The sequence below is a fragment of the Lactobacillus sp. ESL0228 genome (assembly GCF_003692825.1).
In the GTDB taxonomy this organism is placed as follows: domain Bacteria; phylum Bacillota; class Bacilli; order Lactobacillales; family Lactobacillaceae; genus Lactobacillus.
In genome coordinates this window covers 58,521-83,520 of record NZ_REHJ01000007.1, presented here as the reverse complement: position 1 = coordinate 83,520, position 25,000 = coordinate 58,521, and the positions used below count along the sequence as shown (strand labels likewise).

The window sequence follows — 25,000 nt, the reverse complement described above, 5'->3', positions numbered from 1 at the left end:
TTACCCATTATTCACATAATAGGTCTTACTAGCTGTCAAGTAACAGCTTGCAAGGATAACGGATGCAGTTCCGCCACTGGCTAAAACTGTCACCAGCAGTTATCAATTAAAAGTCCATCTTCATTATCCACTACCAACTAACTTTCACCACAATGTCAGTTCTCTTTAATGGAAGTTAAAATAATTACTCTACTTTTTAGATACATAATATTTAATTACTTTTTAATTTATCACTATAAAAAAATCCTGTCAAGAACAATTATTTCATATTAAAACTAACGTTATTTAAGATATACTTTGCCAACTTCTTCATGTGATTTTAACGTTGTTCCTGAGAAAATCTTAAATTCCATATTTGCAACTTTATCATCTGAATTAGTAATTACTGTTATTACAGTGGCGCTTTTACCAGCATGCTTGACCTCATTTAAATCCATCTCTGCTGATTTAGTTTCTAAACCTATAGCATGCTTTGTATTAAAAATCGAAATAATTTTACCCTTTATTGGGCTATTAATATCATTATTAACAGATTCAATTGCAAACCCTTGACACATCATTTGTTTTTGAAAATACTTCATCAACAACTTCACTGATATCTTTAAATTTTCCACTAACTGGTGCTCTTAGTTCAATAAATTTATTATGCTGCGTCGCACTATAGTTAAATCACTTAAATTCATTTACTTTTCCTTTCCAAACAAAAAACGTTACTAACATTAGTAACGTTTTTTCTATTCACTTAATTATATTAATTATTAATTTGCATTATAAAAATTGAGCCATTTGGCACTAGTTCCAGAAACTTCTATAAAGGCAATTCCAACATAGGAATATGTTCCGTCCCATTTATAAGTCAAACCCAAACTAGCAAAAGCCGCTTTGTCATTATGTCCTAAAATCATTTTATTATAATAACTTTTATCATTTTTACAACTATTAAAGATTTGAGTCGCAACATGCTCTGGGTTTCGATCTTTGAAGTTAAATTCCTTAGGGGTAATTTCTCCTACAATGCGACGCCCATAATAATTATCTTCAATCCAAGTATCTGTCATATCCATGCCATTAGCATTCATGGTTGGGAGATATGGCGCTAAAGTAATCTTAGTTGCCCCTGCTAAATCTTGTTCGTACGCCCACATTTTATCTGAGGAGGCACAAATTTTACTTATTAAATTATCTAATTCAGCATTGGTTTTGTATGCAGGTAAGCCCTTTTCTACTCTATAATTTTGAATATCTTGCCACAAATAATTCTTTATCTGGGCTAATTCTTCATCACTAAAATAAATAGTATGATCTTGGTCAGGATATTTAGTATATCCATCCAAAATAGTCTTTATTTCAGCTTGCGTAGGTTTTTCTGGTGGCTCTGGATCATTGATATTCTCCTTAGGAACATTATTATCAATTCCCTTTTCAGTATCACTAGCTAAAATATAGCTGTTGTCGCCGATTTTATAATACTTAGCCCCGTTAATTACCTTACTTCCAGTCACTGTCCTAAAAGTGCCTTTATTCGCTGTAAACACCGTTTTCTTGCCGTTGCTGTCATAGATTCTAGCAGGTTTAATTATCGTTACTTTAAAGTCATCAGTTGTTGAAGAAGTAGCCGAAGTATTTGTATTATCTGGTTTAATAGGCGTTGGATTACTTTCTTCTACAATAAAACTTGCTGTATTTACTTTAATATAGCGCCCGTGACTTAGTTTATAGTATTTCTTACCACGAATAGTCTTCTTGCCATAAGCAGGATAAACATGACCCTTTTTCAAGGTTTTCTTTGTCTTACGCTTGCCACGGCTTGAGTAAACTACTGCATTCTTTGTAAGCTTTACCTTAAAAGCCTTAGCTTTTTTAGCTGCCTGCACTGTCTGCGGTGCATCTGCACCTTGAACATGACCAATTCCAACTGCTCCTACACTTAACAATGCTGCCGAAGCTAAACTAATTAATACTCTCTTCTTCATTACTATTTCCTCGCTTTAACCCAAATTTTAATAGCTATTATATTAAAACACGCTAAAACTTATATTCATTTGCTAATTTAGGATATTTGTAAAAATTTCCATCAATCTACAAACAGCACCCTTAGGATTACTTTTACCAATTTCCCATGACTCTACTGTTCGTTGCGAAACTTCCATAATCTTAGCTAATTCTACTTGAGTTACGTTTAATTTTTTTCGCAAAACCTTAATGTCTGCAGGTGTATATTTAGGTGTTAAATCTATTGATCTAACATGAAGTTCCATTGGAACATCTTTACCATCTAAATAATCATTTAGTTCATTAAGGCTTTTAGTTAATGTAGAATCTTTCATTGCTGTTTGTCCTAAACAAAAATCAAGAATAACGATTAGCTACTGACAGAATATAAATTGTATTGTCCTCTATACGATAGACTAATCTATACTCTTGCGTAATTCTGCGTGACCATACATTCTTACTAGTTATATACTTCAATCGTTCAGGTTTACCTATTCCTGTATAATGATGGCGGTCAATATCAGTACTTAATCTATTAATTTTTCTAATCATTACCTTATCGTTTAATTTGTGCCAATAAAGATAATCATCCCACCCCTTATCTGCCCATGCTTTAATCATCGATTAACTCATGTTGCTGGGTCTTACCCTCATCAATTTGCATATTACCCTCATTGATTTTTTTTACCAAATCAGGATTGCCAAGTATAATAAGATTTTCAATTAAATTGTCATAGTCTCTTTGAGAGATAACGACAGCTGATTCTGACCCTTTCTTGCGATTTGTAACTAAAATAGGAGCAGCATTATCATTAACATCCTCTATATAGTGTTTTAAATTCTTTCTAAAAATGGAAAGAGGTACAGCTTCCATATTCTCAACTCCTTTAGTTTGTTATACATTGAAAAGTACAAACTATAAAGAAATATTACTAAATTAACTTATTTTTTAAATATTTTAACTAATTTAGATTATTTGACTTTTTTGATTATCGTTAAATATATCATCAGCTTAGACGCGGCATCCTCGGAATGTTGTTCCCTGTTTCCCATGATGTTACTGTTTTTGATAAAACAGCTATTACTCTAGCAAATTCAACCTGTGTTAAATTTAGCTTCTTACGTAACTGTTTAATAGCCGTAGCATCATATCTAGGAGATAGGTCGATCGTTTCAACTTGGGTTTCAAAGCCTGGATCATGTCCATCTAAAAGTTGGTTTAATTCATCTAAAACCTTTATCAGTCTTGAAAACAATTTTTCTAACCTCCTCAGCAGACACTGTTTCTGTTGTTCTTTTAAAAATTTTAATTGCTTCTTGATAATCTTGCTGATCTTCTACTTTTTCAGTAACAGCTTTTATTATGTATTCAGAAACATTTTCGCCCTCGAAATCAGCCATTTCTTTAACTTTTTGATATACATCATCTGGAAATCTAATAGTTGTAACCGTCATAATTGTTCCTCTTCAGTTGATACACTATATTTCTAATTAAGCGACTAGTAGCCAAATACAGCAACTTTTAGTACTACATTTAAAAATAGTGCGGTCGTTTTTAGCACTCAACTATTTCGGCTTGACACTTATTTTTGTGTATTTTGATAACTAGTTGCAATTAATTTCTCAAGTTGTTCATCAGCTAATTCTGCAATTACTGCTGAAATCCAAGTGCTTTTATTCATGTGATAAGCTGGCAAGAATCCCTTTGCTCTGCTCGATAGCAGTTCATCAATTTGCATCTTGTCTAACTTAACATCCAGCACATCGGTAGTTCCCTCATTACTTATACCCAGTGTCTTATTGGGTGCATCCAGTAATATTGCAAACCATTTGCGTCCGTGACTATGACGAAAGACCCGATAATTGGGGAACTTCGCCCACATTCCTTCTGGCTCCACTCCGTAAGTATCGTTAATATAATTAATTAGTTTTTGACGCTTTATCACTATCACTTCCTTAGTTAATATGTCAAATAAACAACTATTCTGCTAAATTTTGGCTTATATGATTACAGTTTAATACTAAATTAGTCAATTTTAGCACTTATTATATCAACTTTATTATTCAATTGCACTACTTTGATTACACAACCTAGCAAACTGGTTAATTATAAAAACATAGAACATATAAAATATTAGATTATCATTAAAACAAAAAGTGTACTAATTCTAATCAGTAAAATAAGAATTAGTACACTTTAATCACTATCAAAATACCCTCGAACTAATATGTTGTGCGCATCCTTGCCCAATCATCTTTAACTACTTTACTGCATAAGAAACTTGATCAGCAATATCACAGATTTCAGAAATCTTAGTAATAATAGCCAATATTACTGTTGCGGAGAAATTGGTTTCCACAATCGTACCATTTTCCAATTTTTCTGGCGTATTCCTTGGCCTAAAAAGCATACGGCTCAATTGACGATTCTCTTTGATACGATCAAAGTTAAGACTATCTTTATTCCAAATATCATTAAGGAAAGTAATGAGCATCTGACGCCAAGTCCTTACAGGATATTCATTTTCACTAATTGTAATTTGAACTGGCTTTTTACCAGTAACATCAGGGGACTGATCAATTGTATATTCCCCAGTAACCTCTTCTTTGCTAACCTTTTTAATAACAGGCATCGGAAAAATTTCAATTAATTCTTTAGTCAATTTTTCCGTTCGATTAATAATGGCATCTTTGCCCCACTTATCATAAACTTCAGCAACTTCTCGTGTGAGAGAAACATTGGAATCCTTATAAAACTCTTTCTTTTCATTATAAGACTTATTACTTATTTATTGATTATATTTGGTGAGTGTTAAGTTACCTAGTGTTCCACCGTATTGTTCTTTCATCTTGTCAGCATTAGTGACTTGAAGTCGCCATTCGGCATTAAGGCACTGTGGCATAATATGTTCGACCTGAGCATCATCAAAGTTAATGGTTTCTCTAGTTCGATGTTCTTCTAAGACTATTAAGGATAATTTAGCTAGGTCATTTCTCTGGCGGTATAAATCTACTTCCATTAAGCTATCTAATAATTTACGATCATCTGGGAAATTCGCCTTAAGTAGCCGAAGCAATCTAAATTTTAAGTTGCCATTTTCTTTAGAAAGATCACAAAGTCCTACAACAATTTTGTTTAATCCATTAGTTGGCATTTGACATACTTTCAATCGAAATAAATAGCTTTCTAAAATGTGTGCCAAATTATTAACTTCCACTTGATCGGTTTCACCATCATCAAGTAAATTCATTAACAGCATTAGATAAGGAAATACAACTTTGCTATCCATAACATTGATATGCTCTAGAATCTTATTGAATTTGTTATCATTAGCTTTATGATTCAAAATTTGATCATAGTAATTAGCAGATTTAAAAAGGTCAGCTAAAGCATCTTCAGAACTTAATCCCTGCGATAGGAAATAATCCTTGTAACTATTATAAACACCATTTCTTTTAACTGATACATGGGTCTTAACTATTAAATAATGTCGAATAAATTCAGCAAATGTTTTGGTTGCAAACATCCGCTCAATCTTTACCAAATATTTTTTATAGAGTTCAGCTTGTTTTTGAGAATCAAGTTTCATTAACAGAAAGTTACGCACAAGATCAGAAGATGATAATGAAACACCTGTAGAATTTAGACTTTCAAAAATAACCTGAGGATTTTCTTCATTTGCATCACTACTTAATTCAATGTAAACCATATTAAAATGATTCATTGCTTCATATAATTCAGCACTATTAATTTCGCTGTCTTTGATTAATTTACGAAAATAGTTGTAATTATCAATAACCTTAGATGCCTGATCAAAGCCAACCATATTGTTCATTACTGAACAAAAAGCTTCATAATCGTGTTCAACCGGTTTTAACTTTAAGTGGTTATTATCATCCAGATACTTATTGGTTAAGTATTCTTCTTCAATTTCATCCCGATCTTGCTCATCAACATCAGCTAGTGCCTTTAATAACAGTGTCAAGCTCGTTAATCGCTGTTGAAGGGTGATGAGGGTATCGAGTTGGTTGAAGAATGAACCAATTTGTTTTTGTTCTTTTATATTTGGAACATTTACAATCTGTGATTTTAAAACGGGACCACTAAATTTTGTCGACCAATCAAATCCTGTCGCTAAACCACGTACAACATTTAAATAAAATACATATTGTTCTATTGTCATGTCATTTACCTGTAGCACACGCATAATGTTAGACGTAAAGAACTTAGAATTTTGTAAATAAATAGCTCTAGGATTATCAATTGAAATAGTAATTGCAGGTGCATCAAATAATTTCATTGGATTTCCTGAATAGTCTTGTGTGCTCTTTGAAATTTTTTTATAAATCCCATTATTTGTTGTCTTTGCAATTACATATGGAATATCACCATCGATCAGCTTTGATTTAGGAAGCCTATTCCCACTTTGAATATTCGAAAACACTTCCCCCAGCTTTCGTTGTTCCCAAGCGGAGACAAAAAGCCGGGGATTGATACAATCCTCGGCTTCATAATTAATTATATTTTTTTGATATACTGCGCATCCATTTTGGCAATTTTTTAATTACCTTAATTTTATGAGTCAATAAGTTCCCATAACTTTTATCTTCTGCCTCATCAAACGAAATGTTCTTATTAATATCATCAACGTACGGAATATTTTCTGGGTCTATTGGATCGTAATTATCCACAGATTTTTGTAAGACATTGACATCAATTCCCCACTGATGTGCAAAATCAGTAACTTTTTGGTGTAATTTACCATGCTTCCAATCATTGTATACATCATTAATATCCTTACTTGAATCCAACGATTCAGTCATAACTTTTTCATCTAAAAAATTATTCAACAACTGTGCCTTTTGATCTTCACCACGTTCACTAAGCTCTTGAATAGCATTCTTAATTTTTTTAATATCATTACCATGTTGATCGATATTTGAACCATCTTTTCTTGGTCCAATAGCCCTCATTAGATTCAAAATATAACTAGCTGTAATTTGTTGATTATCAGCCAACTTAGTACGTCCTTTTATTTCACGAATTTCTTCTTCTTCACTCGAACCCAGACCTTCTGGTGGAAATAAATTTCGATAAGCACCTACGTATTTAAGCCACTCATGTTCAGTAATAGTGAATTTGGAATTATCCCATTTATACTCATAATACTGTTGTACCAATGAGAGTTGTTTGCTGCATGATTTAAAAGCTTGTTTGAATCTCTCTTTATCACTTTCATTTTCCTTTAAATTTGCCCAATTTGCTGGATTGGGCAATGTTGGCTTCATTTCTTCAATAAACTTTACAAAAATATCTACTGCTTCATCATATAGTGGTACAATTACTCGACTCGACTTTCCTCCACTACCATATAACTCAAGTGCCTGGTTAACTTTCTTTTTAGTAATGGCTGGTAATTGATAATTAATAATTACACCAAACTCTTTTTTGTTTTTATCAAGCACCCGATTAGTTCTTGAATAAGCCTGAATTAAATTTTGAAGTTCAAATGAGCGGTCAACATACAGTGTATTTAACCGTTTAGAATCATAACCAGTTAAAAGTTGATCAGCAACAATAATTAAATCAATATTTTTAGAGTTTAATCCACTTCCACCATGCGTAGCTCGATCAACCAAATCTTCAAAATAAGCATCGCTACCTTTCTTTTTATCACCAAATGCAAACTTAATGCCCGTAAACTTAGCATAGCTTTCAAACATTCGCTCAACTAATTCAGGATCTGCAATATTATCAGGGGCATTTTGATTACCAAAGCTAAAAGTAACCGCAACATTCAACTTTTGCTGGCGATCTGCCAACTGTCTCTGAAATTCATCAAAATACGCTACGGCTCTCTCTTTATAAGCTGTAGTCAAAATAGCATTAAATTCACGTTCTTGAGACTGTTCCTCCCAGTGATCTAATACATCAGTTACTACCCGTGGGATATGTGTCTCATCTTGGTATTTAAGAAGATCTTCTTTCATAGCTTTCTCTTCGACTTTGTCTGCAGGATATGAGCGAACCTCGGTCTCAACTTTTCGTGCTACTTTTTCTGGATGATCACGAAGTGTCTTTTCAATTAATTGATCTCGTAAATCTTCAATATTATTATATTCCCCAGTATTGATATAATTTACGTTAAATCCAAGAACATTACCATCTCGAATAGCTTCGTCAATTGTATATCGATGTAATTCAGGGCCAAATAGTTTCTCAGTAGTATCAATTGCCTGGCTTCTTCCTCTTACCGTTTTTATTTTTCCCTTTACATGATTTTCTTCAAATAAAGGAGTACCAGTAAAACCATAAAATAAACCATTCTTTTTGAAGTACTCTTTAATCGCACCCAGCATATCTCCCATTGTTGTCCGTTGAGCTTCATCAATGATAAATACGATATGCTTTTCAGCCAGTGATTTATCATGATTTTCCACTAGCTTTTTAACTAAAGAATGCATCTTATAAGTTGTGGTTACCACAATACCAGACTTTTTTCGTTTCATCGTATTAGCCAGATTATATGTGTATGGTGTACTATCAACCTCAACTGGCTCATAAGCAGCATATGCCTTAAAATTATCAGCGGTCCTTTGATCAAGCTCTTTTCTGTCAACCATGAAAACTACTTTATCAAAACTTAGCCTAGTCGATAATACTAAAGCGGTTTTAAAACTAGTAATGGTTTTCCCAGAACCCGTGGTATGCCAAATATAGCCACCATGTGGATTACCAAAATTATCTTTTCCTAACGCTGCTCCTTCAATGGCCTGCAATGCATAAACTTGATAAGGACGCATTAGCATATGTCGACGATTTTCTTTATCGCTAGATTCATCAATTACAAGATAATCCCCCACCATTTGATGGGCCATTGGTATCATAAGAAAGTTATCAATTACACTTTTCCAGTCATTAATAATGTTATTTTTTCTATCTGCCCAGTGAAAGACAAAACTTGGATTGAAGTCATTAATTGACTTTGGTGTAGCAAAGTACCGGGTTTCAATTTCCGATGTCACTACCATCATTTGTGAGAATGCCATCAGATTGTTTTGATATTCACCGTCATGATAGTAACGTTTAAACTGACCAAAGGCTTCATCAAGACTTTTATCAGTCCGCTTTTGTTCAATATTAATTAGTGGCAATCCATTAATTAACAATACAATATCAAACCGATTACCATGCTCTGTCTGAACTTCACGAGCAATTTGATAACTAGAATCACCGCCACCAACTTGGGCCTTTTTAAAGATGGTCAAGGTTACTTGATCACGGGTAACACTTGGATTGTCATCCCGGTAAATTCCATCAATTTTACCTTTTCCTTCTTCAATTGAAAGGAGTTTAGCTGCTTCATAGCTATTTTGAATCTGACCTACCTTTTTAAGTACCTGGTCAAATTCGTTATCAGTTAATTCCTGGCCCTCTAGTTGTTCAGCATTTAAGCGATTGAGTTCCTGACGCCAATTATTAATTAGGCTTTGAACGGTAACCTTATGTTTTGTTCCGTTGAGACTATCTGGGGCAATCCACCGATACTTTTCAAGTTCTCGAGTGAATTTTTCTTGAAACTCTCTTTCTGTCGCATCCTTAGGTGCATTACTCAAGGTGTTCATTCCCTTCTTTTGTATTATTTTTTACATTTTCAGAATTTACTTACGCTGAAACTAAACGAACATCTCGTTTAAATAAGCATCCTTTAGTTTTTTGAGCTTATCGATCTTACGCTGATGAAGAGTGATGAGGTTATCTAGTTGATTGAAAAAACATCCAATCTTTTTTTGTTCAGTTAGCTTGGGAATCAAATATGAGATAGAAACAATGTCTCGAGGATAAACGGCGGCTACACTAGTTGTCCCGGTTGCTCTGGAATGGATCTGTTTTATCATGGACTCTGTGTTATAGAGGTAGTTAAAAAATACTGTATCTATACCTTTAAAAGTGAAACGAGCAATATTACTGTTAAACGCATAATTGTCAGATGTTCCAGTCCAAGTGGCACCTTTTCCTACAAGTTCTAGTGTGTTTCTAGTGTTAAATAAAAAATCACCTTTTTTAACAAGATCTAGGTTATCAATATTAGCATCTTTTCTTAAGAATTCTATTTTGTTAAGTGAAAAATAACCTCTATTTATATTTCCCATTTTAAGCAATGGCATTCCTAGATTAGAATCAGATCCTAATAAGCTAGTACCTGTATGAATCGATTTTAGATTATCTCCGAGCTCACGCTGTTCCCAATCGTCGGTAAATCCAGCAAATCTGCGTTTTGGCTTACGCTCTCCTTCAGCGGGAAACATTTCTGCCAAATATGATTTTTTCAAGTTATTCAATTTATTGAGCTTACGCTGTTGAAGGGTGATGAGGGTATCGAGTTGGTTGAAGAATGAACCAATTTGTTTTTGTTCTTGTTCTGAAGGAATTGTGATTTTAGCGTCTTTAATATCATTCGAATTTATGCTTTCAAAAGTTGACCCCGTACTAAATCTGTTCCAGTATCCAACATAATTCATCTTTTTTAGTGATTGAAATATAAATTCGTTACCTTTAACACCAGAAACACCACGGCCCAAAACCACGTTATATTCAGTTTTACCTACTTCACCGACTGGCGCTCGAACGGATAAAATAATGTCTCCACAATTGGCAGTTTTCGTAATTTCAGTAGTCCAAACCTTCGGAAATACTTTTCCATCCTTCATATCAGCATTTCCTTGGACTAGGATATAATCACTTGGGTTATCTGTATAATTTGATGATCTTGGAGACTGGCCCATAGTTATTTCAGCTACTTCCCCCAGCTTTCGTTGTTCCCAAGCGGGAGCATTTTCAAACTCTTTAAACCGCCTTTTCGGTACTTTTCTTTTTTCGAGATTGCTCATTATTTCACCACCAAATCGTTAAACATATCAGCTAGCTTGCCTTCAAGTTTCTCTATATCATTATCCAAATCGGAAAGAGTCACCGAGTATAAATTATTTAATTCATTCAAAGTAGCCAGTTCTTTATTGATTGGTTCTCTAACTAATTCAGCAAATTTTTCTGGTAAGTTGGCAAACCACTTTGCATACATTAACTGATCTATTTCTTCATCAGTAAGTCTTGGTATTTTGGCATACACTGCTTCTTCGAGTTTCTGTTCTTCCTCTTTAATGCGATTCTCGTCTTGCTTTTTACCATCAAGAATTTCAGAAACCTTGACTAATTTACTTTCATAGCTTCCCTCTTCAAACTCAATATTACTCTTCAGTTGCTTAATCCGACTATTTGCTTTGCCCTTACCCACTGTACCGTCTTTATTTTTATCAATCTTATTCCAATTAATTGTTGCATGTTCTTGCATAAAGGCAATTTTTTCTTCTTTTTTGGGTTTTGGATCACTTTCTAAGAAATCAATATATTCTTGCAAAGCATCTACTTCCGGAAGATCCACGTTTTTGATGGTTTCATTTAACTCATCATTGACTAACTTTGCGTTAAATTCTGTGTTATCCGCATTTAAAACGTCAAACTCTCCATTCTCTTCTGATAATGAATCTCTAATTTCGTCCAGTTGAACTTGATATTCATCAACCTGAGACTTTTGATTTTCTATGTCAGCTATTTCATTTTTAAACAATAAGTCTTTAACTAAACTATTTTGGACAATTTTTCCAACCCAGCCTTCTTGTACTTCATGTTTTTTATTTCCTTGACCTTTTGTAACCATATTTGGTTTACGTGATCTACCAGCATCGTAGAAATCCTTGTTGCTGATTAATTCTAAATCATTTTCAAGAAAATCTGCCCAAAGCGTGGCTATAATCTGATACCCAGCATATTGATCCACATTTTGATAATTGGCTAAGATTGATTTAATTTCTTCCAGCATATCTTTCTTCAATTGCATAATCGCATCTGCGCTAGTAACTGATTTTAGCTGATCGAAGTATTTAGCAAAATATTTATGTATATCTGATAGCATTCCACTGATCTTTGTTTGAACCGCATCACTATTTAAAACTTGTGTTTTCAGCTCATTTAGTGGTTCGCGAATAGTAACGTACCCCGGACGTATTTTCTCAAGGCATGCTTCCATAATATCGGGTGCCGTAGATTGAAGTACTTTTAATTTGTTGACATCTGTTTGTGGTATTCCACCTAACAGATGTCCTTCAACGTCTTGTACAATTCCTTCTTTATCTGTATTTACATATCGGGGAATATTTAGGTTATAATTGTTTGCTTTAATCTCTTTTAGGCTAGCTAAGTGGCTATAATTTTCTATCTCTTGTTTATTCACATAGGTATCCACAATTTTGGCAATATCACGCTCTCGCAATACATTATTTTTACCAACTTTGATGAAGTCACTAGAAGCATCAACAATTAACACTGGAGCATCTAAAGGACGGTCTTTCTTTAAAATCAGTACAACAACGGGGATCCCTGTATTAGTAAATAAATTGCTTGGCAATCCGATGATGGCATCAATATTGTTCTTATCAATTAATTTCTTACGAATTTCTCCTTCTGTATCGCCACGAAAGAGAACCCCATGTGGTAAAACAATTCCCATTGTTCCCTTTTGCCCTAAGTGATAAAGACCGTGCATTAAATATGCAAAATCCCCTTTAGAATCAGGAGGTAAGACGCCAAATTCAGAAAATCGTGGATCGCTAACCTTTAATGGCTTTTCCTCATGTTTGTTCCAATTTTTATCCGAATATGGTGGATTCATAACAACAGCATCGAATTGAACACCTTCACCTGGGCGTGATGGATCTTCTGGCCAATCGGTGGACATTGTATTTCCATTACGAATATCCATATTTTCAGGTCTGACGCCATGCAATAACAGATTCATACGAGTCAAATTATAGGTCGCAGTAATGTATTCTTGCCCATAATAATGAAGATTCTTTTGCTGATCATAAGACAAATGCTTACCAACTGTTAATAGTAAAGAACCAGACCCAACAGTCGGATCATAAATTGAACTAATATTTGTTGTTCTAGCGATAATTTGTGCAATTACTTCGCTAACCTGTGAAGGAGTATAGAATTCCCCTGCTTTTTTACCAGAGTCCGAAGCAAACTGAGCAATTAAATATTCGTATGCATCCCCAAGAACATCTCCATTTTGCAAATCAGCTAAATTTAAATCCGCAAATAACCCAATTAAATCTCGGATATTTTTGCTACGTTTGTTTAAATCACTACCTAAAGCAGTATTAGTTAAGTCAATTACCGAGCTTGAAAATAGTCCTTTAAAATCAGCTGAATCATCCGTTACCGTAATTGATCGTTCAAAAGCGTTCAAGCTATCCATTACCTCGGATAGTTCAAAGTCACCATTTTCAATATCCTCAACCCACGTTTGATATAAATGCTCTGGCGTTATGATGTATCCGCCAAGTACCTGTTGAACAGTATTGTCTAAGTCTTTACCGTAATCTTGATGTGCTTTTCGATATTCTTCTAAGACATTTGCCTCATTTGGCAGGGCAGCTGTTTCTTTAAATGCCTGCAAAGTTTTATCACTTAAAAACTTGTAAAACATTAATCCAAGCATGTAGTCCTTATAGCGACTAGCATCCATTGTGCCCCTTAAGTTATTGGCACCATCCCACAAACGACGTTTAATTTCTTCTGATGTAATCATTTACTTTATTACCGCCTTTATTTTTTTACTATTTACATAATGTAACTAATATCACAGTCTAATGCTGCACATATCTTAAGTAATACTTCCGTCGTCACATTCCCATCTTTGCCCAATTGGGCAATTGATGCAGAACTAATACCACTTTTCGCACATAGATCTTTCTTCTTCCAACCATGATCAATTAACAATTTCCACACTTTTTCCTTTTCATCAGCTAGAGATTGGTACTTAACAATAATAATTATACCAAAATAAATATCACTTTTTGAATATTTATTTTGCATCCACATATTTTTTAGCTGATAAATAATCAGCCGCTAGATGACAATTTATTCGTTAATTGCTGTCAAGCAATGAAGATGAAATACTCAGTGCTGCTAAACAACCAGTTTGCCAAAAGGTACGAATTAAAAAATCCTCCATTATAAAGGATTTATTATTTATGATACTTCTTTAAACTATTTTGATTAGAAAACAATTGATCATGCGACCCAACTCGAACTCCAACGGCAATTAATTCATTACGTTCAACATACCAAATTACTAGTACATCATTGATGTCATTGGGTTGCTTTCTGCGAGGAGTATCACGAACATGGAACTCTCGATATCCGGATAATCGGCGTTTTAGTGGATGGTCCCCATATTCATCAGACGATGATTGCTTTTATTTGGCATTTTTGATGAAATTAAAGAGAGCCAATCGATCAACAGCTGTTAATTTGCCAAGTGGTTGCTGACTAAAGACCCACTTTTTAAAAAAGCGCTACAACCGGTGAATGTCAACGTATGATTGCTTCTTTAAGCCGGCCTGTTGCCAGTCTTTAATCGGATAGTACAATTGAGGTGAATTATTTTGATACTGCCTGGTTACTTTAAAAACCATTACCTGTTCTCGACCAACCTCAATCACAAGAGCTGGTCGGACTTTGCGTACCTTTATCAAAGGAAACATTGGCAATATAAATGTCCATGGGTTCCATTAACCGTTAACCATCCAATCGTGAAATTCTGGGGACTTCTTGGAATCGTAGCTACCGTCCTCATCAATTTCGACATCTTCAACCGGAATTGGTTTTACCAAATTAGCCCAATCTAAAGCGGTCGGTAATTTTTTAATTGTGATTTCGTCACCCTTGACCTCGAAAGATAATTCTGTGCCCTTAGTTAAGCCTAAGGCTTTTCTGATTGTAGCAGGGATTACAACTTGACCCTTTTGTGACATTTTGCCCGTAATTGTATTATCCATCATATCGCTCCTGGTTTACGTTTTACTTCTTACAAAAATTTATCAGAATTTGTATTAAATACCAAGAAAGAGAAAACAATCTGGCCTTATCCTTGCTTTTTCTGTGCTAATAAAATTTCATCCCAAGTCCCAAAATATCTTATCCAATAATTAATGGTCAGTGGCTGAACCCACTGTCAATCTAAAACAAAAAAATGTACTAATTCCAATTATCAAAATTAGTACACTTTAATCATTTATAAATACTAGCGCGCTTTTTCTATGCGTTCTAACACCGTCACTGCTTCAACATGAGGTGTTTGCGGGAACATATCGACAGGATCAATCTGGTCAAAAGTATAGCCTAACTTCTGAAATTCTTGCAGATCACGCACTAGGGTTGCTGGATTGCACGAAATATAAACAATCTTCTTGGGATTAGTCTTAACGGCGGCTTTAATAAATTCTGGGGTTAAGCCTTTTCTTGGGGGGTCAACGAAAATAACATCAGTCTTCATCCCCTTATTAGCCCATTTCGGCATTATTTCTTCAGCTTTACCAGTCACATATTTCGCATTGCTAATATGATTCAATTCAGCGTTATTATTTGCATCTTTAACTGCATCTTTGACACTTTCAATACCGCGAACAGATTCCACATGCTTAGCAACAGTTAATCCGATCGTACCAATCCCAGAATAGGCATCAACAACAGCATCTTCTGGCTGAAGCTTAGCTTTTTCAATTGCTAAATCATAAAGACGCGGCGTTTGGAGTGAATTAATTTGGAAGAAACTTTCTGGCGAAATTCTAAATTTGACGTCACCAATCTGGTCAGTAATTTGCGGCTTACCAAAAATCAGGTAATCTACTTTACCCAAAATCACATTAGTTTTTTTCGGGTTATAATTCAGAACTAAACTAGTAACACCTTTAATCTGTTTAATTTCTGCAGCTATTTTAGGCAATTGTTGGAAATCTTTATGTAAACATACCAAAATGACCATTATTTCACCTGTCGCTTTACTGCGACGAACATCTAAATAACGGATTTCACCTTGATTATGGATTTCATCATAAGCCGGAACGCGGGATTGCCGTAAAATATCACGCACAGCTACTAAAACCCGGTCAATTTCGGGATCAGTCGTAAAGAAATTAGTTAGCGGAATTAATTCGTGTGAATGTCTTCTAAAAAAGCCAATTTCTAACTGTCCATTAATTTCACGCACTGGGACTTGAGCTTTGTTGCGGTAACCAGTTTCTTCTGGACTTGGCAAAGTTGCTCCTACTTCAATGTCATCAAGATGAGCTTTTTTCAATAAATTAACCACTTGATTACGTTTAAATTCAAGTTGCTTATTATATTTAATATGTGCTAAAGATGCTAGCCCAGTTTGCACCCACTCATTGAGTTTAATTTTGACCCGATCGGGACTTTCTTTGATAATTCTTTCAATTTTAGCAAAAGCAAAGGTCTTCTTAACCTTTAAAATTTTGGCACTAATCACTTCACCAGGTAGTGCATTAGTCACAAAGACAGTCATGCCCTCATAATGAGCTACGCCCATTGCTTCATAAGATAAGTCAGTAATTTCTAAGTTGATAATTTGATTTTTTTCCATTTTTTGTCCTTTTTTACAAACATTAGTTAACTATTTTATTCTACTAAAAAATACGTCAAAAGTAATTAGTAGCGCTCTTCTTAATATTGATTTAACTTCAGCAATTTATCTTCACTAATCTACTCATATGTGCTATTTTTATTACTAAATATTCCAATAGAAAGGTCGTTTTTTATGAATAATTTTGAAAGTAATTCAAATCGCCACCAAATTCATACTATCTCCGAAACCAATAGTTTTCTGACCAAAATGTACGCCTTGATGGGTGGTGCTGTATTAATCTCGGCTCTTGCTGCCTATCTGACTATGACCGTTTTTCGAACAGCAGTAGCTAATATTCCTGCTGCTATGATCTGGTTTATTTTATTAGTACCTCTTGGTCTCTCCATGGGAATTAGCTTTAACGCCAATCGTCGTCCATCTACCAGCTTAGCAATGCTGATCGTGCTGGCAGCCATTTATGGCTTCGAATTTGCTTTAATTGCTGGTTTTTATACCGGAACCCAAATTACAACCGCCTTTATCTCAGCAGCCGCTGTTTTTATTACCATGGCGATGTTTGGCACCTTTACGAAAAGAGATTTAGCCAATTGGGATTCCTATTTAAGTGCTGCCTTAATTGGCTTTTTAGTGGCTTGGATTGTTAACATGTTTTTGCATAACCCAGCCGTTACTTATATTTTTTCATTTATTGGGGTTATCATCTTCACCGGCTTGATTGCAAGTGATGCCAATAAGATGAAGATTATTTACAATAATTACGGTGACCAATTATCTCCTAATGGTTTAGCCGTTCTTGGTGCCTTACAACTCTATCTTGATTTCGTTAATATCTTTATGTTCTTACTTGAAATTTTTGGTGGCAGCGGCAACAGTCGTAACTAATCAAATTTTTTGCTAAGTTTCAACATAATCGGGTTTAAAATCTGGTATGTTGAAACTTTTTTATTTTGAGTAATTCTAAATCAAAAATAACTGATAATTATGATATGACTAAAAATAATGCTTCTTTAATAAATGTTCTTCCGTTATTTATCACTACCGTTTACTTATATAGCAAATAACGGCTATTGTTTTTAATGAACAAATCTCACTTTAATTTAATATTTAAGCCTAAAAGACTTGAATTACTGCTTAAATGCTCCTATACTTTTTATAATATAATTTATCAATAAAATAAATGGAGGTTATGACATGATCGGTTGCAGCAGTTTCACAATGGAAACTAAAGACAAAAAACACTTTTTGTCTCGGACAATGGATTTTATGATGGAAATGGCAGAGCAAGTCGTTTTTGTACCAAAAAACAAAACGTTCGCTATTTCCTATGATTCCAAACAAGAAATCACCAGCAAGCACTCATTTATCGGTATGGGCAGTATTCAACGTGATATTGACGATGCGCCCGTTACCTGCGATGGGATTAATGATGCTGGCTTAATGGGAGCCGTTTTATACTTTCCTGGATATGCTAGTTATGCTGATAAAGCTACAAACAATGCTTGGGCTGTCTCACCTGACAAAGTGATTTCTGCAGTCTTGTCACAAGCCGATTCACTAAATGATATTGAAGACCTATTTACTAAAAAAATGGTCATAGTCAATGAAGCAAGTCCCGCACTAAAAGTTATTCCACCTTTACACTATATCTTTTCAGACGAAACGGGCGCTAGTATAATTATTGAAACTCAAACCGATGGTATTCATGTAATAAAGGATTCTATTGGCGTTATGACAAATAGTCCTGACTATCATTGGCATGAAACCAATTTGCGCAATTACCTTTCCGTTACGACCAATCAACATAAAGATATTAAGTTTTTAGGCAAAACACTGAAGCCTTTTAGTCAAGGTTCTGGTACTTTTGGCTTACCGGGTGACTTCACTCCAACATCACGTTTTATTAGAACTGCGTTTATGAAAAACAATGCTGAACAACCTAAAGATGAGCTTGCCGGAGTTAGTCTAGCACACCATATTTTGGAATCAGTCAGCATCCCGCGTGGAATCGTGGTAACACCAGAAGACACGTTCGACTATACTTGCTATTCAGCTTATATGTGCGCCGAAACCAGAAGTTATTATTACTCAACATATGGTAATCAACGGATCAGATGTGTGAAATTAACGCCAGAACTGGAACAAGAAACTGAATATCATGAATTTAAGGTTAACCCAACAGAAGATATTGAATACATGAACTAAATAAAAAAATACTTATCAATGATATGAACCCCGAAGTTAGGACAACTTCGGGGTTTTTATTACCAGTGCTAATAGTTACTGCACTACCATTATTATTTTCATATAGTAATAAGCATTATTCAGATGTGTAATTATCTTTGGTATAAGCTGTATTAGCTATTTTTAGAGCATTTTTTAATACGAAATTTAGAATTTCTAAAAGCAATTTGTTAAAAATTATGATTTGTGTCTGTTTGACTTAATTTCCATAAAAATATGTATCTTACCAGTTGTCCCGTAATTAAGCCACGATCTGGTACTGGTCATTTTTTGAAGCTAGAAAGCAAAATTATCTGTGGTCAAATAAAACGTTAAATAAGCTAGACCAATTTTAGATATCTCTTTGAATCTAAAGATATTTTATAGTTCTAAAAAATATCTAAAAATAAATTACGATCTTAAACAAGGCAAAAAAGGATTAACCACGATATCAAGTCGGGGTTAATCCTTATTTAAAAAGTTAACTGTTCTATACTTAATTTATATCAGTCGAACGCTGCTCACTTTTTAACGTAAATGCAGTAATTAAACCGATAACTGCTAAAGCCAAAGTGAAATATAATCCATAATGCACACCATTTGTGAATTGTGCTGCTTTATTAAAACCTTGATAAGCACTTTGTCCAAGACTTAGAAAACTAGTCGTAAGTGCAGTAGCCACAGCACCAATAATTTGTTGCAAAGTATTTAAGATAGTACTGCCATCCGCCGATTCAGCTCCTTGTAAAACATTTAAAGCATGCGTTTGTGACGGTGACATCGCTAAAGGACAACCAATCATCAAAATAATATGAGCAAATACAACATAAATAATCGATGAAGTATTATTAGAAAAGATCAGCATTAAAATACCAATAATAGCAATTGCAAAACCTGCTATAGCAGGTTTTTTCGCACCCATAGAGTCGTATAAACGGCCAGCAAAAGCAGAAACTGCTGCGTTAATAATACCACCTGGTAACATAATAATTCCTGTTAAAGCAACTGGAAGTAATAGTCCTTTTTGCAAATATTGCGGCAACAAATACATCGCTGATAAAATAATTGCAAAGTCTAACATGACACAGATTGCACCCTGCATAAAGGCTAATTTTTTGAAAACATGAAGATTAATAATTGGCTGCTCTAAACGTAGTTGGCGATATGCATATAAAATCAAAACCACAATAGCAACAGCCAAGATTAACAAAACAGTTGGTGAAGACCAACCCAAATCCGAAGCAAAGCTAACTCCCATTACCAAACTTGCAAAACCAACAACTGACTCTAAAAGTGATAGGATATCGACTTTGGGTCTAGTAATTTTACCAGTATTAGGAAGCCCTACAATTGCACAAATTAAAGCAATTACTAAGAAAGGGATAAAGAACCAGAAAATCCAATTCCATGTCAGTTTCCCTAGAATGATACCAGTAACAGTCGGTCCAATTGCTGGTGCCAGCATAATAACTAATGCACAAATCCCCATAGCTGTTCCCATTTTATATGGTGGAAAAATCAGCATAGCTACCGTGAACATTAATGGCAAGATAAGCCCTGTTCCAAGTCCCTGGATCATTCTACCAATTAAAAGAATGGTAAAATTAGGCGCAATCGCTGCAACAATTGCTCCAACGATGAAGTTAAGCAGTCCAATAATAACTAGTTGCCGTGTAGAAAACCATTTAGTCAACAAACTCGAAAATGGTAAAATGACCCCTATTACCAGCATGTAGCCAGTGACAAGCCATTGAATGGCACCTGAATTTATGTGAAATGCCTTCATTAATTGCGGTAGTGCAATATTTAATGAAGTTTCTGATAGCATGCCAACAAAAGCTCCGATCATCATACTCATCATCGCCAACCACGGACGTTTAACTTGAATCCTTGCTTGATTATTATTCATAAAAAACTCCTCTCACTTTTTGTGCCCCAAAGAGCAACTCGTTTATCTTATCAAAAATAAAAAAAGTTCGTAAGTTTTTTAAAAATATAAATTTAAAAATATCTAGTTAATGCTATTAGTGTATATAGTTTTAATTAAGAGATAACTAAAAGGCTTGACCCCAAAATGTTAGGGTCAGGCCTTATAAAATAATGTTAGAATTTTAAGCTCAATGCAGAATGATTATTATATTTTATTCACCTACAAAAAATTCAATCCGCTGCTGTAAATTTTTAAAAGTAACTGGACAGTAATCACTAATTTCACCATCAAGATTAACAGGAAGTTTTTCTCCAACACTCTTACCAATTAGTTCAATTTTTAAACTGCGAGTTTTAGTGTAAATAATATCTGGATCATCAACATGCTTACCGTTCATTGCTAAAGCCATCAGTCGTAACAATTTAACTGGATCAGCAGGCTTAACAATAATTAACTGAAAGAGACCATCACTTAGCTTGGCATCAGGCATGATTTGTTCAAAGCCACCAATCGAATTAGTCATACCCAATAACAGCATTGATAACTTCCCTTCATAAACGCCATCATCATAGGTAAGTCGCAATTCATTTTCAGTTAAGTGAGGTAACATTTCAGCACCCTTAATTAAATAGGCCGTGTATCCCAACGCCGATTTAACTTCGGAAGGTACCCCATATGTTAATTCAGTTAATGATCCACAAGCTGCAATATTCACAAAATACTGGGTTTGACCAGCAAATGTTGCTTGTCCAATATCCATTTCACGAGTTTTATGCTTAAGAATTACTTTAATTGCATCCCCAACATTGTTACGCGAAATATGTAAAGCTCGCGCATAGTCATTTGTAGTCCCTGCTGGAATAATTGCCATTTGTGGTCGTTTTTCGAGAAAAGCAATTCCATTAACCACTTCATTAATTGTACCATCACCGCCAGCTGCCACAATTAAATCAAAACCCTCATTTGCAGCCCTTGTGGCTTCTTTTTGTGCACTTTGTTTTTGAGGTGTGGTTCTAAAAGCACTAGCCTCATAACCATCTTGTTCCAAAACGTCCAAAATGTCGGCAACATTCTTAGGCATCTGTTCGTGACCAGATACAGGATTATAAATCAATCTTGCTTTTTTAGTCATAATTACTACCTTATTACTTAAAACTGTACTTTAACGCTTTTGTAGTTCTTGATTCAGAAGTTGGTTAATTACTTTAGGATTAGCCTTGCCACGAGTCTGCTTCATGATCTGGCCAACTAAGAAACCAATCGCACGATCCTTACCATTCTTAAAGTCTTCAACTGATTGTGGATTGTTATCAACGACTTCTTTAACCATTGGCTCAAGTACGCTAGTATCTGATAACTGTACCATTCCTTGATCCTCAACATACTTCTTTGGATCAGTTCCATTAGCAACTGTTTCTGCAAAAACTTTCTTAGCAATTTTAGAAGAAATAGTATCGTCTTTAATCAATTTAATCATTGCAGCTAAATTTTTAGGTGTTAATTTTATGTCGGCAAGTGCAACGCGATTATCGTTTAAATAACCGTTAACTTGTGTATTCATCCAGTTAGCAGCTAATTGCGGATCTGCACCGGCTGCCACTGTTTCATCGTAAAAGTCTGAACTTTCCTTAGTCTGCAATAAAACTTGTGCATCATAGTCTTTCAAGCCAAATTCACCAACATATTGGTGGTAGCGTTCTTCAGCAGAACGAGGTAAAGTTGACTTAATCTCGTTAATCCATTCTTGGCTAATATGATCCGGAGCTAAATCTGGTTCTGGGAAGTAACGATAATCAGCATCGCCCTCCTTAACACGTTCCAAGACGGTTTTACCTGTTGCCTCATCAAAACGACGAGTCGATAATTGAACACGTCCACCTGAAAGAAGTACTTGAGCCTGCCTTTTTTCTTCATAAGCAAGAGATTTACGTACATGTTCAAAAGAGTTCAAATTCTTCATTTCGACTTTAGTACCCAGTTCTTTTTGACCAGCGGGACGGATGGAAATATTGGTATCAACCCGCATGGAACCCTCTTCCATCTTAACATCTGAAGCACCAGTAAATTGAACGATCTTTCGTAATTTTTCCAAATATGCATAACCCTCATCAGGATCAGAAATCTCTGGTTCAGAAACAACTTCAAGTAAAGGCACACCTTGTCGATTTAAGTCAACATAAGAAAAGCCATTAGTTCCATGCGTGTTTTTACCTGCATCCTCCTCGATATGCATTTCATGAATACCGATCCGTTTCTTCTTACCATGTGATTCAATTTCAACATAGCCATCACGTGCAAGTGGTTGGAAAAATTGGGTAATTTGATAAGCCTTAGGGCTATCTGGATAGTAATAATTTTTGCGATCAAAATGCGTATTTGGCAAAATGTGTGAATGAGTTGCCAAAGCCACCATGATACCTAAGCGATATACATCTTTATTTACGTAAGGTAACACACCCGGCATCGCCCAGTCAATTACATTTGTTTCAGTATTTGGCTTAGCACCATAACTTACTGGTGAAGGTGAAAAAATTTTACTATTAGTTTTTAATTCGAAGTGAACCTCGAACCCAATTGTTGATTTAAAATTCATCAATTAATCCTCCATTCCAGTTGGTGTTTTTTCATAAAACTTATTATTACGTTCAATAAAATCTGCTACTTGGAAAATACTACCCTCATCAAATCTCTTAGCCATGATTTGTAAACCAACTGGCATTCCTTCAACTAATCCGGCTGGTACACTGGCAGCAGGTATTCCTGCTAAGTTAGCCGAAATCGTCAAAATATCATTGTTATACATTTTAATTGGATCTGAAATTTCACTACCGATATTAAATGCAGGTGTAGTAGTCGTTGGTCCAACAATTACATCATTTTCAAGAAAAATTCGATCAAAATCGTCACAAATTAAAGTTCTAACCTTAGAAGCTTGTCTAAAGAAACGATCATAGGAACCAGCAGATAAAGCAAAAGATCCAAGCATAATTCGCCGTTTTACTTCTTCACCAAAGCCTTCAGAACGTGACTTCACGTACACATCTAGCAAGTTTTTCGTATCTTGAGCACGATAGCCATAGCGAATACCATCAAAACGCTGCAAATTTGAAGAAGCCTCACTAGATGCAATAATGTAGTAATCTGGTACAACATACTTAGTCAATGGTAATGATACTTCATTAATGATTGCGCCAGCATCTTTTAATACATCAATTTGGTTTTGAATAACTTCACGCATGTCACCATCAACGGCATCCATGTATTCTTTAACAACAGCTACACGCAAGTCTTTGACATCTTTTCCAATGAAGCTCGCAAAATCAGGAACTTCGCGAGTTGATAAAGTTGAATCATGCTCGTCACTTCCAGCGATCACACTTAAAACTTCGGCTGAAGTCTTAGCACGTTTACTCATTACTCCAATTTCATCAAGTGATGAAGCAAACGCGATTAACCCCCAACGCGATACTCGTCCATAAGTGGGCTTAATTCCAAAGATACCATTAAATGCAGCTGGCTGACGAATAGAGCCGCCAGTATCGGAGCCAAGTGCAGCTACCACTTGCCCAGACGCCACAGCAACTGCCGAACCACCGGATGACCCACCCGGAACTTTATCCAAATCCCATGGATTATGAGTAGCACCAAAATAGGAATGTTCAGTTGATGAACCCATGGCAAACTCATCCATATTTGTCTTACCTACAAAAGTTGCTTGTGCCCCCTTAAGACGTTCAATTACTGTCGCATCATATACAGGAATATAATTATCTAAAATATGACTGGCAGCGGTTGTCTTAACGTCTTTAGTAATAATATTATCCTTAATAGCAATCGGAATCCCCGCTAATTTATTTTTAGTAAAATCCAAGTCTTCTTCTGCTTTAACATTGTCTTGAACAGTAATCCATGCATTAAGTTTGTTATCCGTATTTTTTATATTTGTCACAGTATCTTGCGCTAACTGATCAGCAGACAAAGTACCCTGAGCTAATTTTTGGTTTAATGAGTCAATATCTTCATTTAAGTAGTTCATTACTCGTCCTCATCCTTGTTAATAATTACCGGTACCTTAATGAAGCCATTAGCTTGTTCAGGAACATTCTTCATTAATTCAGTCCGATCTTGCCAGTGCTCCGGCTTATCTTCTCTAAACACGGTATCACGATCAACTACTTGAACTGTTTCCTCAATACCCTTAGTTTCAACTTCTGAAAGCTGATCAGCCATATTAATAATTGAACTCATTTGTTCGGTAACTTTACTGATATCTTTTTCATCAATTTCAAGCCGCGATAAAACCGCAACATGCTTAATTGTATCTTCTGTGATTTCCACACAAATA

The 25,000-nt window shown here is 35.0% G+C and carries 23 protein-coding genes and 2 pseudogenes; 2 read left to right on the top strand and 23 right to left on the bottom strand.

The genetic code is table 11. The annotated features are described in order from the left end of the window. Positions 1-281: 281 nt before the first annotated feature. The 18 genes and pseudogenes from F5ESL0228_RS02240 to rlmD all read right to left on the bottom strand — a co-directional run bounded on the left by F5ESL0228_RS02240 (position 282) and on the right by rlmD (position 16,502). Complete coding sequence (locus F5ESL0228_RS02240) at positions 282-581, bottom strand: PTS glucose transporter subunit IIA (RefSeq protein ID WP_147441033.1); 300 nt, start codon at positions 579-581, stop codon at positions 282-284. A gap of 177 nt (positions 582-758) precedes the next feature. Continuing rightward, positions 759-1,973 (bottom strand): SLAP domain-containing protein, encoded by a 1,215-nt coding sequence (locus F5ESL0228_RS02235; protein WP_122017894.1) that lies wholly within the window; start codon positions 1,971-1,973, stop codon positions 759-761. A 72-nt stretch (positions 1,974-2,045) separates the two neighbouring features. Continuing rightward, on the bottom strand, positions 2,046-2,327 hold the full coding sequence (locus F5ESL0228_RS02230) for a DNA-binding transcriptional regulator (RefSeq protein WP_122017893.1): 282 nt from the start codon (positions 2,325-2,327) through the stop codon (positions 2,046-2,048). A 22-nt stretch (positions 2,328-2,349) separates the two neighbouring features. Then, entirely contained in the window at positions 2,350-2,613 is a 264-nt protein-coding gene (locus F5ESL0228_RS02225) for a Txe/YoeB family addiction module toxin (protein ID WP_122017892.1), read from the bottom strand. Then, positions 2,606-2,866 carry a type II toxin-antitoxin system Phd/YefM family antitoxin gene (locus F5ESL0228_RS02220; RefSeq protein WP_122017891.1) on the bottom strand — a complete coding sequence of 87 codons (261 nt, stop codon included), beginning with the start codon at positions 2,864-2,866 and terminating at the stop codon, positions 2,606-2,608. Before F5ESL0228_RS02220 ends, F5ESL0228_RS02225 begins: the two co-directional genes overlap by 8 nt. A gap of 133 nt (positions 2,867-2,999) precedes the next feature. Then, entirely contained in the window at positions 3,000-3,248 is a 249-nt protein-coding gene (locus F5ESL0228_RS02215) for a DNA-binding transcriptional regulator (RefSeq protein ID WP_158592469.1), read from the bottom strand. Further along, positions 3,217-3,447, bottom strand: a complete 231-nt coding sequence (relB, locus tag F5ESL0228_RS02210) for a type II toxin-antitoxin system RelB family antitoxin (RefSeq protein ID WP_122017889.1) — start codon at positions 3,445-3,447, stop codon at positions 3,217-3,219. Before relB ends, F5ESL0228_RS02215 begins: the two co-directional genes overlap by 32 nt. A 128-nt stretch (positions 3,448-3,575) precedes the next feature. Beyond that, positions 3,576-3,938: an MmcQ/YjbR family DNA-binding protein gene (locus tag F5ESL0228_RS02205; protein WP_122017888.1), complete on the bottom strand. Its 363-nt coding sequence runs from the start codon at positions 3,936-3,938 to the stop codon at positions 3,576-3,578. A gap of 315 nt (positions 3,939-4,253) precedes the next feature. Next, positions 4,254-4,655 (bottom strand): hypothetical protein, encoded by a 402-nt coding sequence (locus F5ESL0228_RS08405; RefSeq protein ID WP_233553528.1) that lies wholly within the window; start codon positions 4,653-4,655, stop codon positions 4,254-4,256. Between the two features lie 3 nt (positions 4,656-4,658). After that, positions 4,659-6,488 (bottom strand): annotated as a pseudogene (locus F5ESL0228_RS02200) (DUF1524 domain-containing protein); the annotation flags it as partial. A 19-nt stretch (positions 6,489-6,507) separates the two neighbouring features. Beyond that, a complete protein-coding gene (locus F5ESL0228_RS02195; RefSeq protein ID WP_233551573.1) occupies positions 6,508-9,618 on the bottom strand; it encodes an HsdR family type I site-specific deoxyribonuclease in 3,111 nt (1,036 codons plus the stop codon). Positions 9,619-9,669: 51 nt separating this feature from the next. After that, positions 9,670-10,884, bottom strand: a complete 1,215-nt coding sequence (locus F5ESL0228_RS02190; RefSeq protein WP_122022701.1) for a restriction endonuclease subunit S — start codon at positions 10,882-10,884, stop codon at positions 9,670-9,672. Further along, a complete protein-coding gene (locus tag F5ESL0228_RS02185) occupies positions 10,884-13,646 on the bottom strand; it encodes a type I restriction-modification system subunit M (RefSeq protein WP_122022700.1) in 2,763 nt (920 codons plus the stop codon). The genes F5ESL0228_RS02190 and F5ESL0228_RS02185 overlap by 1 nt, the downstream gene beginning before the upstream one ends. A 32-nt stretch (positions 13,647-13,678) precedes the next feature. Beyond that, positions 13,679-13,885: a helix-turn-helix domain-containing protein gene (locus F5ESL0228_RS02180; RefSeq protein ID WP_369916839.1), complete on the bottom strand. Its 207-nt coding sequence runs from the start codon at positions 13,883-13,885 to the stop codon at positions 13,679-13,681. 200 nt (positions 13,886-14,085) lie between these two features. After that, a pseudogene (locus F5ESL0228_RS08400) lies at positions 14,086-14,292 on the bottom strand (type II toxin-antitoxin system YafQ family toxin); the annotation flags it as partial. A gap of 123 nt (positions 14,293-14,415) precedes the next feature. Next, positions 14,416-14,604 carry a hypothetical protein gene (locus tag F5ESL0228_RS08350; RefSeq protein WP_199713301.1) on the bottom strand — a complete coding sequence of 63 codons (189 nt, stop codon included), beginning with the start codon at positions 14,602-14,604 and terminating at the stop codon, positions 14,416-14,418. 27 nt (positions 14,605-14,631) lie between these two features. Continuing rightward, the gene (locus F5ESL0228_RS02165; RefSeq protein ID WP_122017885.1) at positions 14,632-14,898 is read right to left on the bottom strand and encodes an AbrB/MazE/SpoVT family DNA-binding domain-containing protein; all 267 of its coding nucleotides are present in this window, start codon (positions 14,896-14,898) and stop codon (positions 14,632-14,634) included. A 245-nt stretch (positions 14,899-15,143) separates the two neighbouring features. After that, positions 15,144-16,502, bottom strand: coding sequence for a 23S rRNA (uracil(1939)-C(5))-methyltransferase RlmD (rlmD, locus tag F5ESL0228_RS02160; RefSeq protein ID WP_122022698.1), 1,359 nt, complete (start codon positions 16,500-16,502; stop codon positions 15,144-15,146). Between the two features lie 174 nt (positions 16,503-16,676). On the opposite strand from rlmD, the gene F5ESL0228_RS02155 reads away from it, so the two are divergent. Together F5ESL0228_RS02155 and F5ESL0228_RS02150 are read left to right on the top strand one after the other, a co-directional pair. Further along, the gene (locus F5ESL0228_RS02155) at positions 16,677-17,387 is read left to right on the top strand and encodes a Bax inhibitor-1/YccA family protein (RefSeq protein ID WP_122017883.1); all 711 of its coding nucleotides are present in this window, start codon (positions 16,677-16,679) and stop codon (positions 17,385-17,387) included. Between the two features lie 309 nt (positions 17,388-17,696). Further along, positions 17,697-18,707, top strand: a complete 1,011-nt coding sequence (locus F5ESL0228_RS02150; protein ID WP_122017882.1) for a choloylglycine hydrolase family protein — start codon at positions 17,697-17,699, stop codon at positions 18,705-18,707. 514 nt (positions 18,708-19,221) lie between these two features. Here the strand turns inward: F5ESL0228_RS02150 and F5ESL0228_RS02145 are convergent. The 5 genes from F5ESL0228_RS02145 to gatC all read right to left on the bottom strand — a co-directional run bounded on the left by F5ESL0228_RS02145 (position 19,222) and on the right by gatC (position 24,993). Further along, positions 19,222-20,634 (bottom strand): DHA2 family efflux MFS transporter permease subunit, encoded by a 1,413-nt coding sequence (locus tag F5ESL0228_RS02145; protein WP_122017881.1) that lies wholly within the window; start codon positions 20,632-20,634, stop codon positions 19,222-19,224. 232 nt (positions 20,635-20,866) lie between these two features. Beyond that, the gene (locus F5ESL0228_RS02140) at positions 20,867-21,787 is read right to left on the bottom strand and encodes a diacylglycerol kinase family lipid kinase (protein WP_122017880.1); all 921 of its coding nucleotides are present in this window, start codon (positions 21,785-21,787) and stop codon (positions 20,867-20,869) included. A gap of 30 nt (positions 21,788-21,817) precedes the next feature. Beyond that, the gene (gatB, locus tag F5ESL0228_RS02135; RefSeq protein ID WP_122017879.1) at positions 21,818-23,248 is read right to left on the bottom strand and encodes an Asp-tRNA(Asn)/Glu-tRNA(Gln) amidotransferase subunit GatB; all 1,431 of its coding nucleotides are present in this window, start codon (positions 23,246-23,248) and stop codon (positions 21,818-21,820) included. A gap of 3 nt (positions 23,249-23,251) precedes the next feature. Continuing rightward, positions 23,252-24,691 (bottom strand): Asp-tRNA(Asn)/Glu-tRNA(Gln) amidotransferase subunit GatA, encoded by a 1,440-nt coding sequence (gene gatA / locus F5ESL0228_RS02130; RefSeq protein WP_122017878.1) that lies wholly within the window; start codon positions 24,689-24,691, stop codon positions 23,252-23,254. Next, a complete protein-coding gene (gene gatC, locus F5ESL0228_RS02125; RefSeq protein ID WP_122017877.1) occupies positions 24,691-24,993 on the bottom strand; it encodes an Asp-tRNA(Asn)/Glu-tRNA(Gln) amidotransferase subunit GatC in 303 nt (100 codons plus the stop codon). The genes gatA and gatC overlap by 1 nt, the downstream gene beginning before the upstream one ends. Positions 24,994-25,000 lie beyond the last annotated feature (7 nt).

What these genes read in the sequence shown, in the direction of transcription:
- F5ESL0228_RS02190 (WP_122022701.1), bottom strand. Translation starts at nt 10,884, where the DNA reads ATGAGCAATCTCGAAAAAAGAAAAGTACCGAAAAGGCGGTTTAAAGAG.
- gatA (WP_122017878.1), bottom strand. Translation starts at nt 24,691, where the DNA reads ATGAACTACTTAAATGAAGATATTGACTCATTAAACCAAAAATTAGCT.
- F5ESL0228_RS02165 (WP_122017885.1), bottom strand. Translation starts at nt 14,898, where the DNA reads ATGGATAATACAATTACGGGCAAAATGTCACAAAAGGGTCAAGTTGTA.
- F5ESL0228_RS02230 (WP_122017893.1), bottom strand. Translation starts at nt 2,327, where the DNA reads ATGAAAGATTCTACATTAACTAAAAGCCTTAATGAACTAAATGATTAT.
- F5ESL0228_RS02240 (WP_147441033.1), bottom strand. Translation starts at nt 581, where the DNA reads ATGAAGTATTTTCAAAAACAAATGATGTGTCAAGGGTTTGCAATTGAA.
- F5ESL0228_RS02150 (WP_122017882.1), top strand. Translation starts at nt 17,697, where the DNA reads ATGATCGGTTGCAGCAGTTTCACAATGGAAACTAAAGACAAAAAACAC.
- relB (WP_122017889.1), bottom strand. Translation starts at nt 3,447, where the DNA reads ATGACGGTTACAACTATTAGATTTCCAGATGATGTATATCAAAAAGTT.
- F5ESL0228_RS02145 (WP_122017881.1), bottom strand. Translation starts at nt 20,634, where the DNA reads ATGAATAATAATCAAGCAAGGATTCAAGTTAAACGTCCGTGGTTGGCG.
- F5ESL0228_RS02235 (WP_122017894.1), bottom strand. Translation starts at nt 1,973, where the DNA reads ATGAAGAAGAGAGTATTAATTAGTTTAGCTTCGGCAGCATTGTTAAGT.
- F5ESL0228_RS02195 (WP_233551573.1), bottom strand. Translation starts at nt 9,618, where the DNA reads ATGAACACCTTGAGTAATGCACCTAAGGATGCGACAGAAAGAGAGTTT.
- F5ESL0228_RS02225 (WP_122017892.1), bottom strand. Translation starts at nt 2,613, where the DNA reads ATGATTAAAGCATGGGCAGATAAGGGGTGGGATGATTATCTTTATTGG.
- F5ESL0228_RS08350 (WP_199713301.1), bottom strand. Translation starts at nt 14,604, where the DNA reads ATGTTTCCTTTGATAAAGGTACGCAAAGTCCGACCAGCTCTTGTGATT.
- F5ESL0228_RS02155 (WP_122017883.1), top strand. Translation starts at nt 16,677, where the DNA reads ATGAATAATTTTGAAAGTAATTCAAATCGCCACCAAATTCATACTATC.
- F5ESL0228_RS02220 (WP_122017891.1), bottom strand. Translation starts at nt 2,866, where the DNA reads ATGGAAGCTGTACCTCTTTCCATTTTTAGAAAGAATTTAAAACACTAT.
- gatB (WP_122017879.1), bottom strand. Translation starts at nt 23,248, where the DNA reads ATGAATTTTAAATCAACAATTGGGTTCGAGGTTCACTTCGAATTAAAA.
- F5ESL0228_RS02140 (WP_122017880.1), bottom strand. Translation starts at nt 21,787, where the DNA reads ATGACTAAAAAAGCAAGATTGATTTATAATCCTGTATCTGGTCACGAA.
- rlmD (WP_122022698.1), bottom strand. Translation starts at nt 16,502, where the DNA reads ATGGAAAAAAATCAAATTATCAACTTAGAAATTACTGACTTATCTTAT.
- F5ESL0228_RS02185 (WP_122022700.1), bottom strand. Translation starts at nt 13,646, where the DNA reads ATGATTACATCAGAAGAAATTAAACGTCGTTTGTGGGATGGTGCCAAT.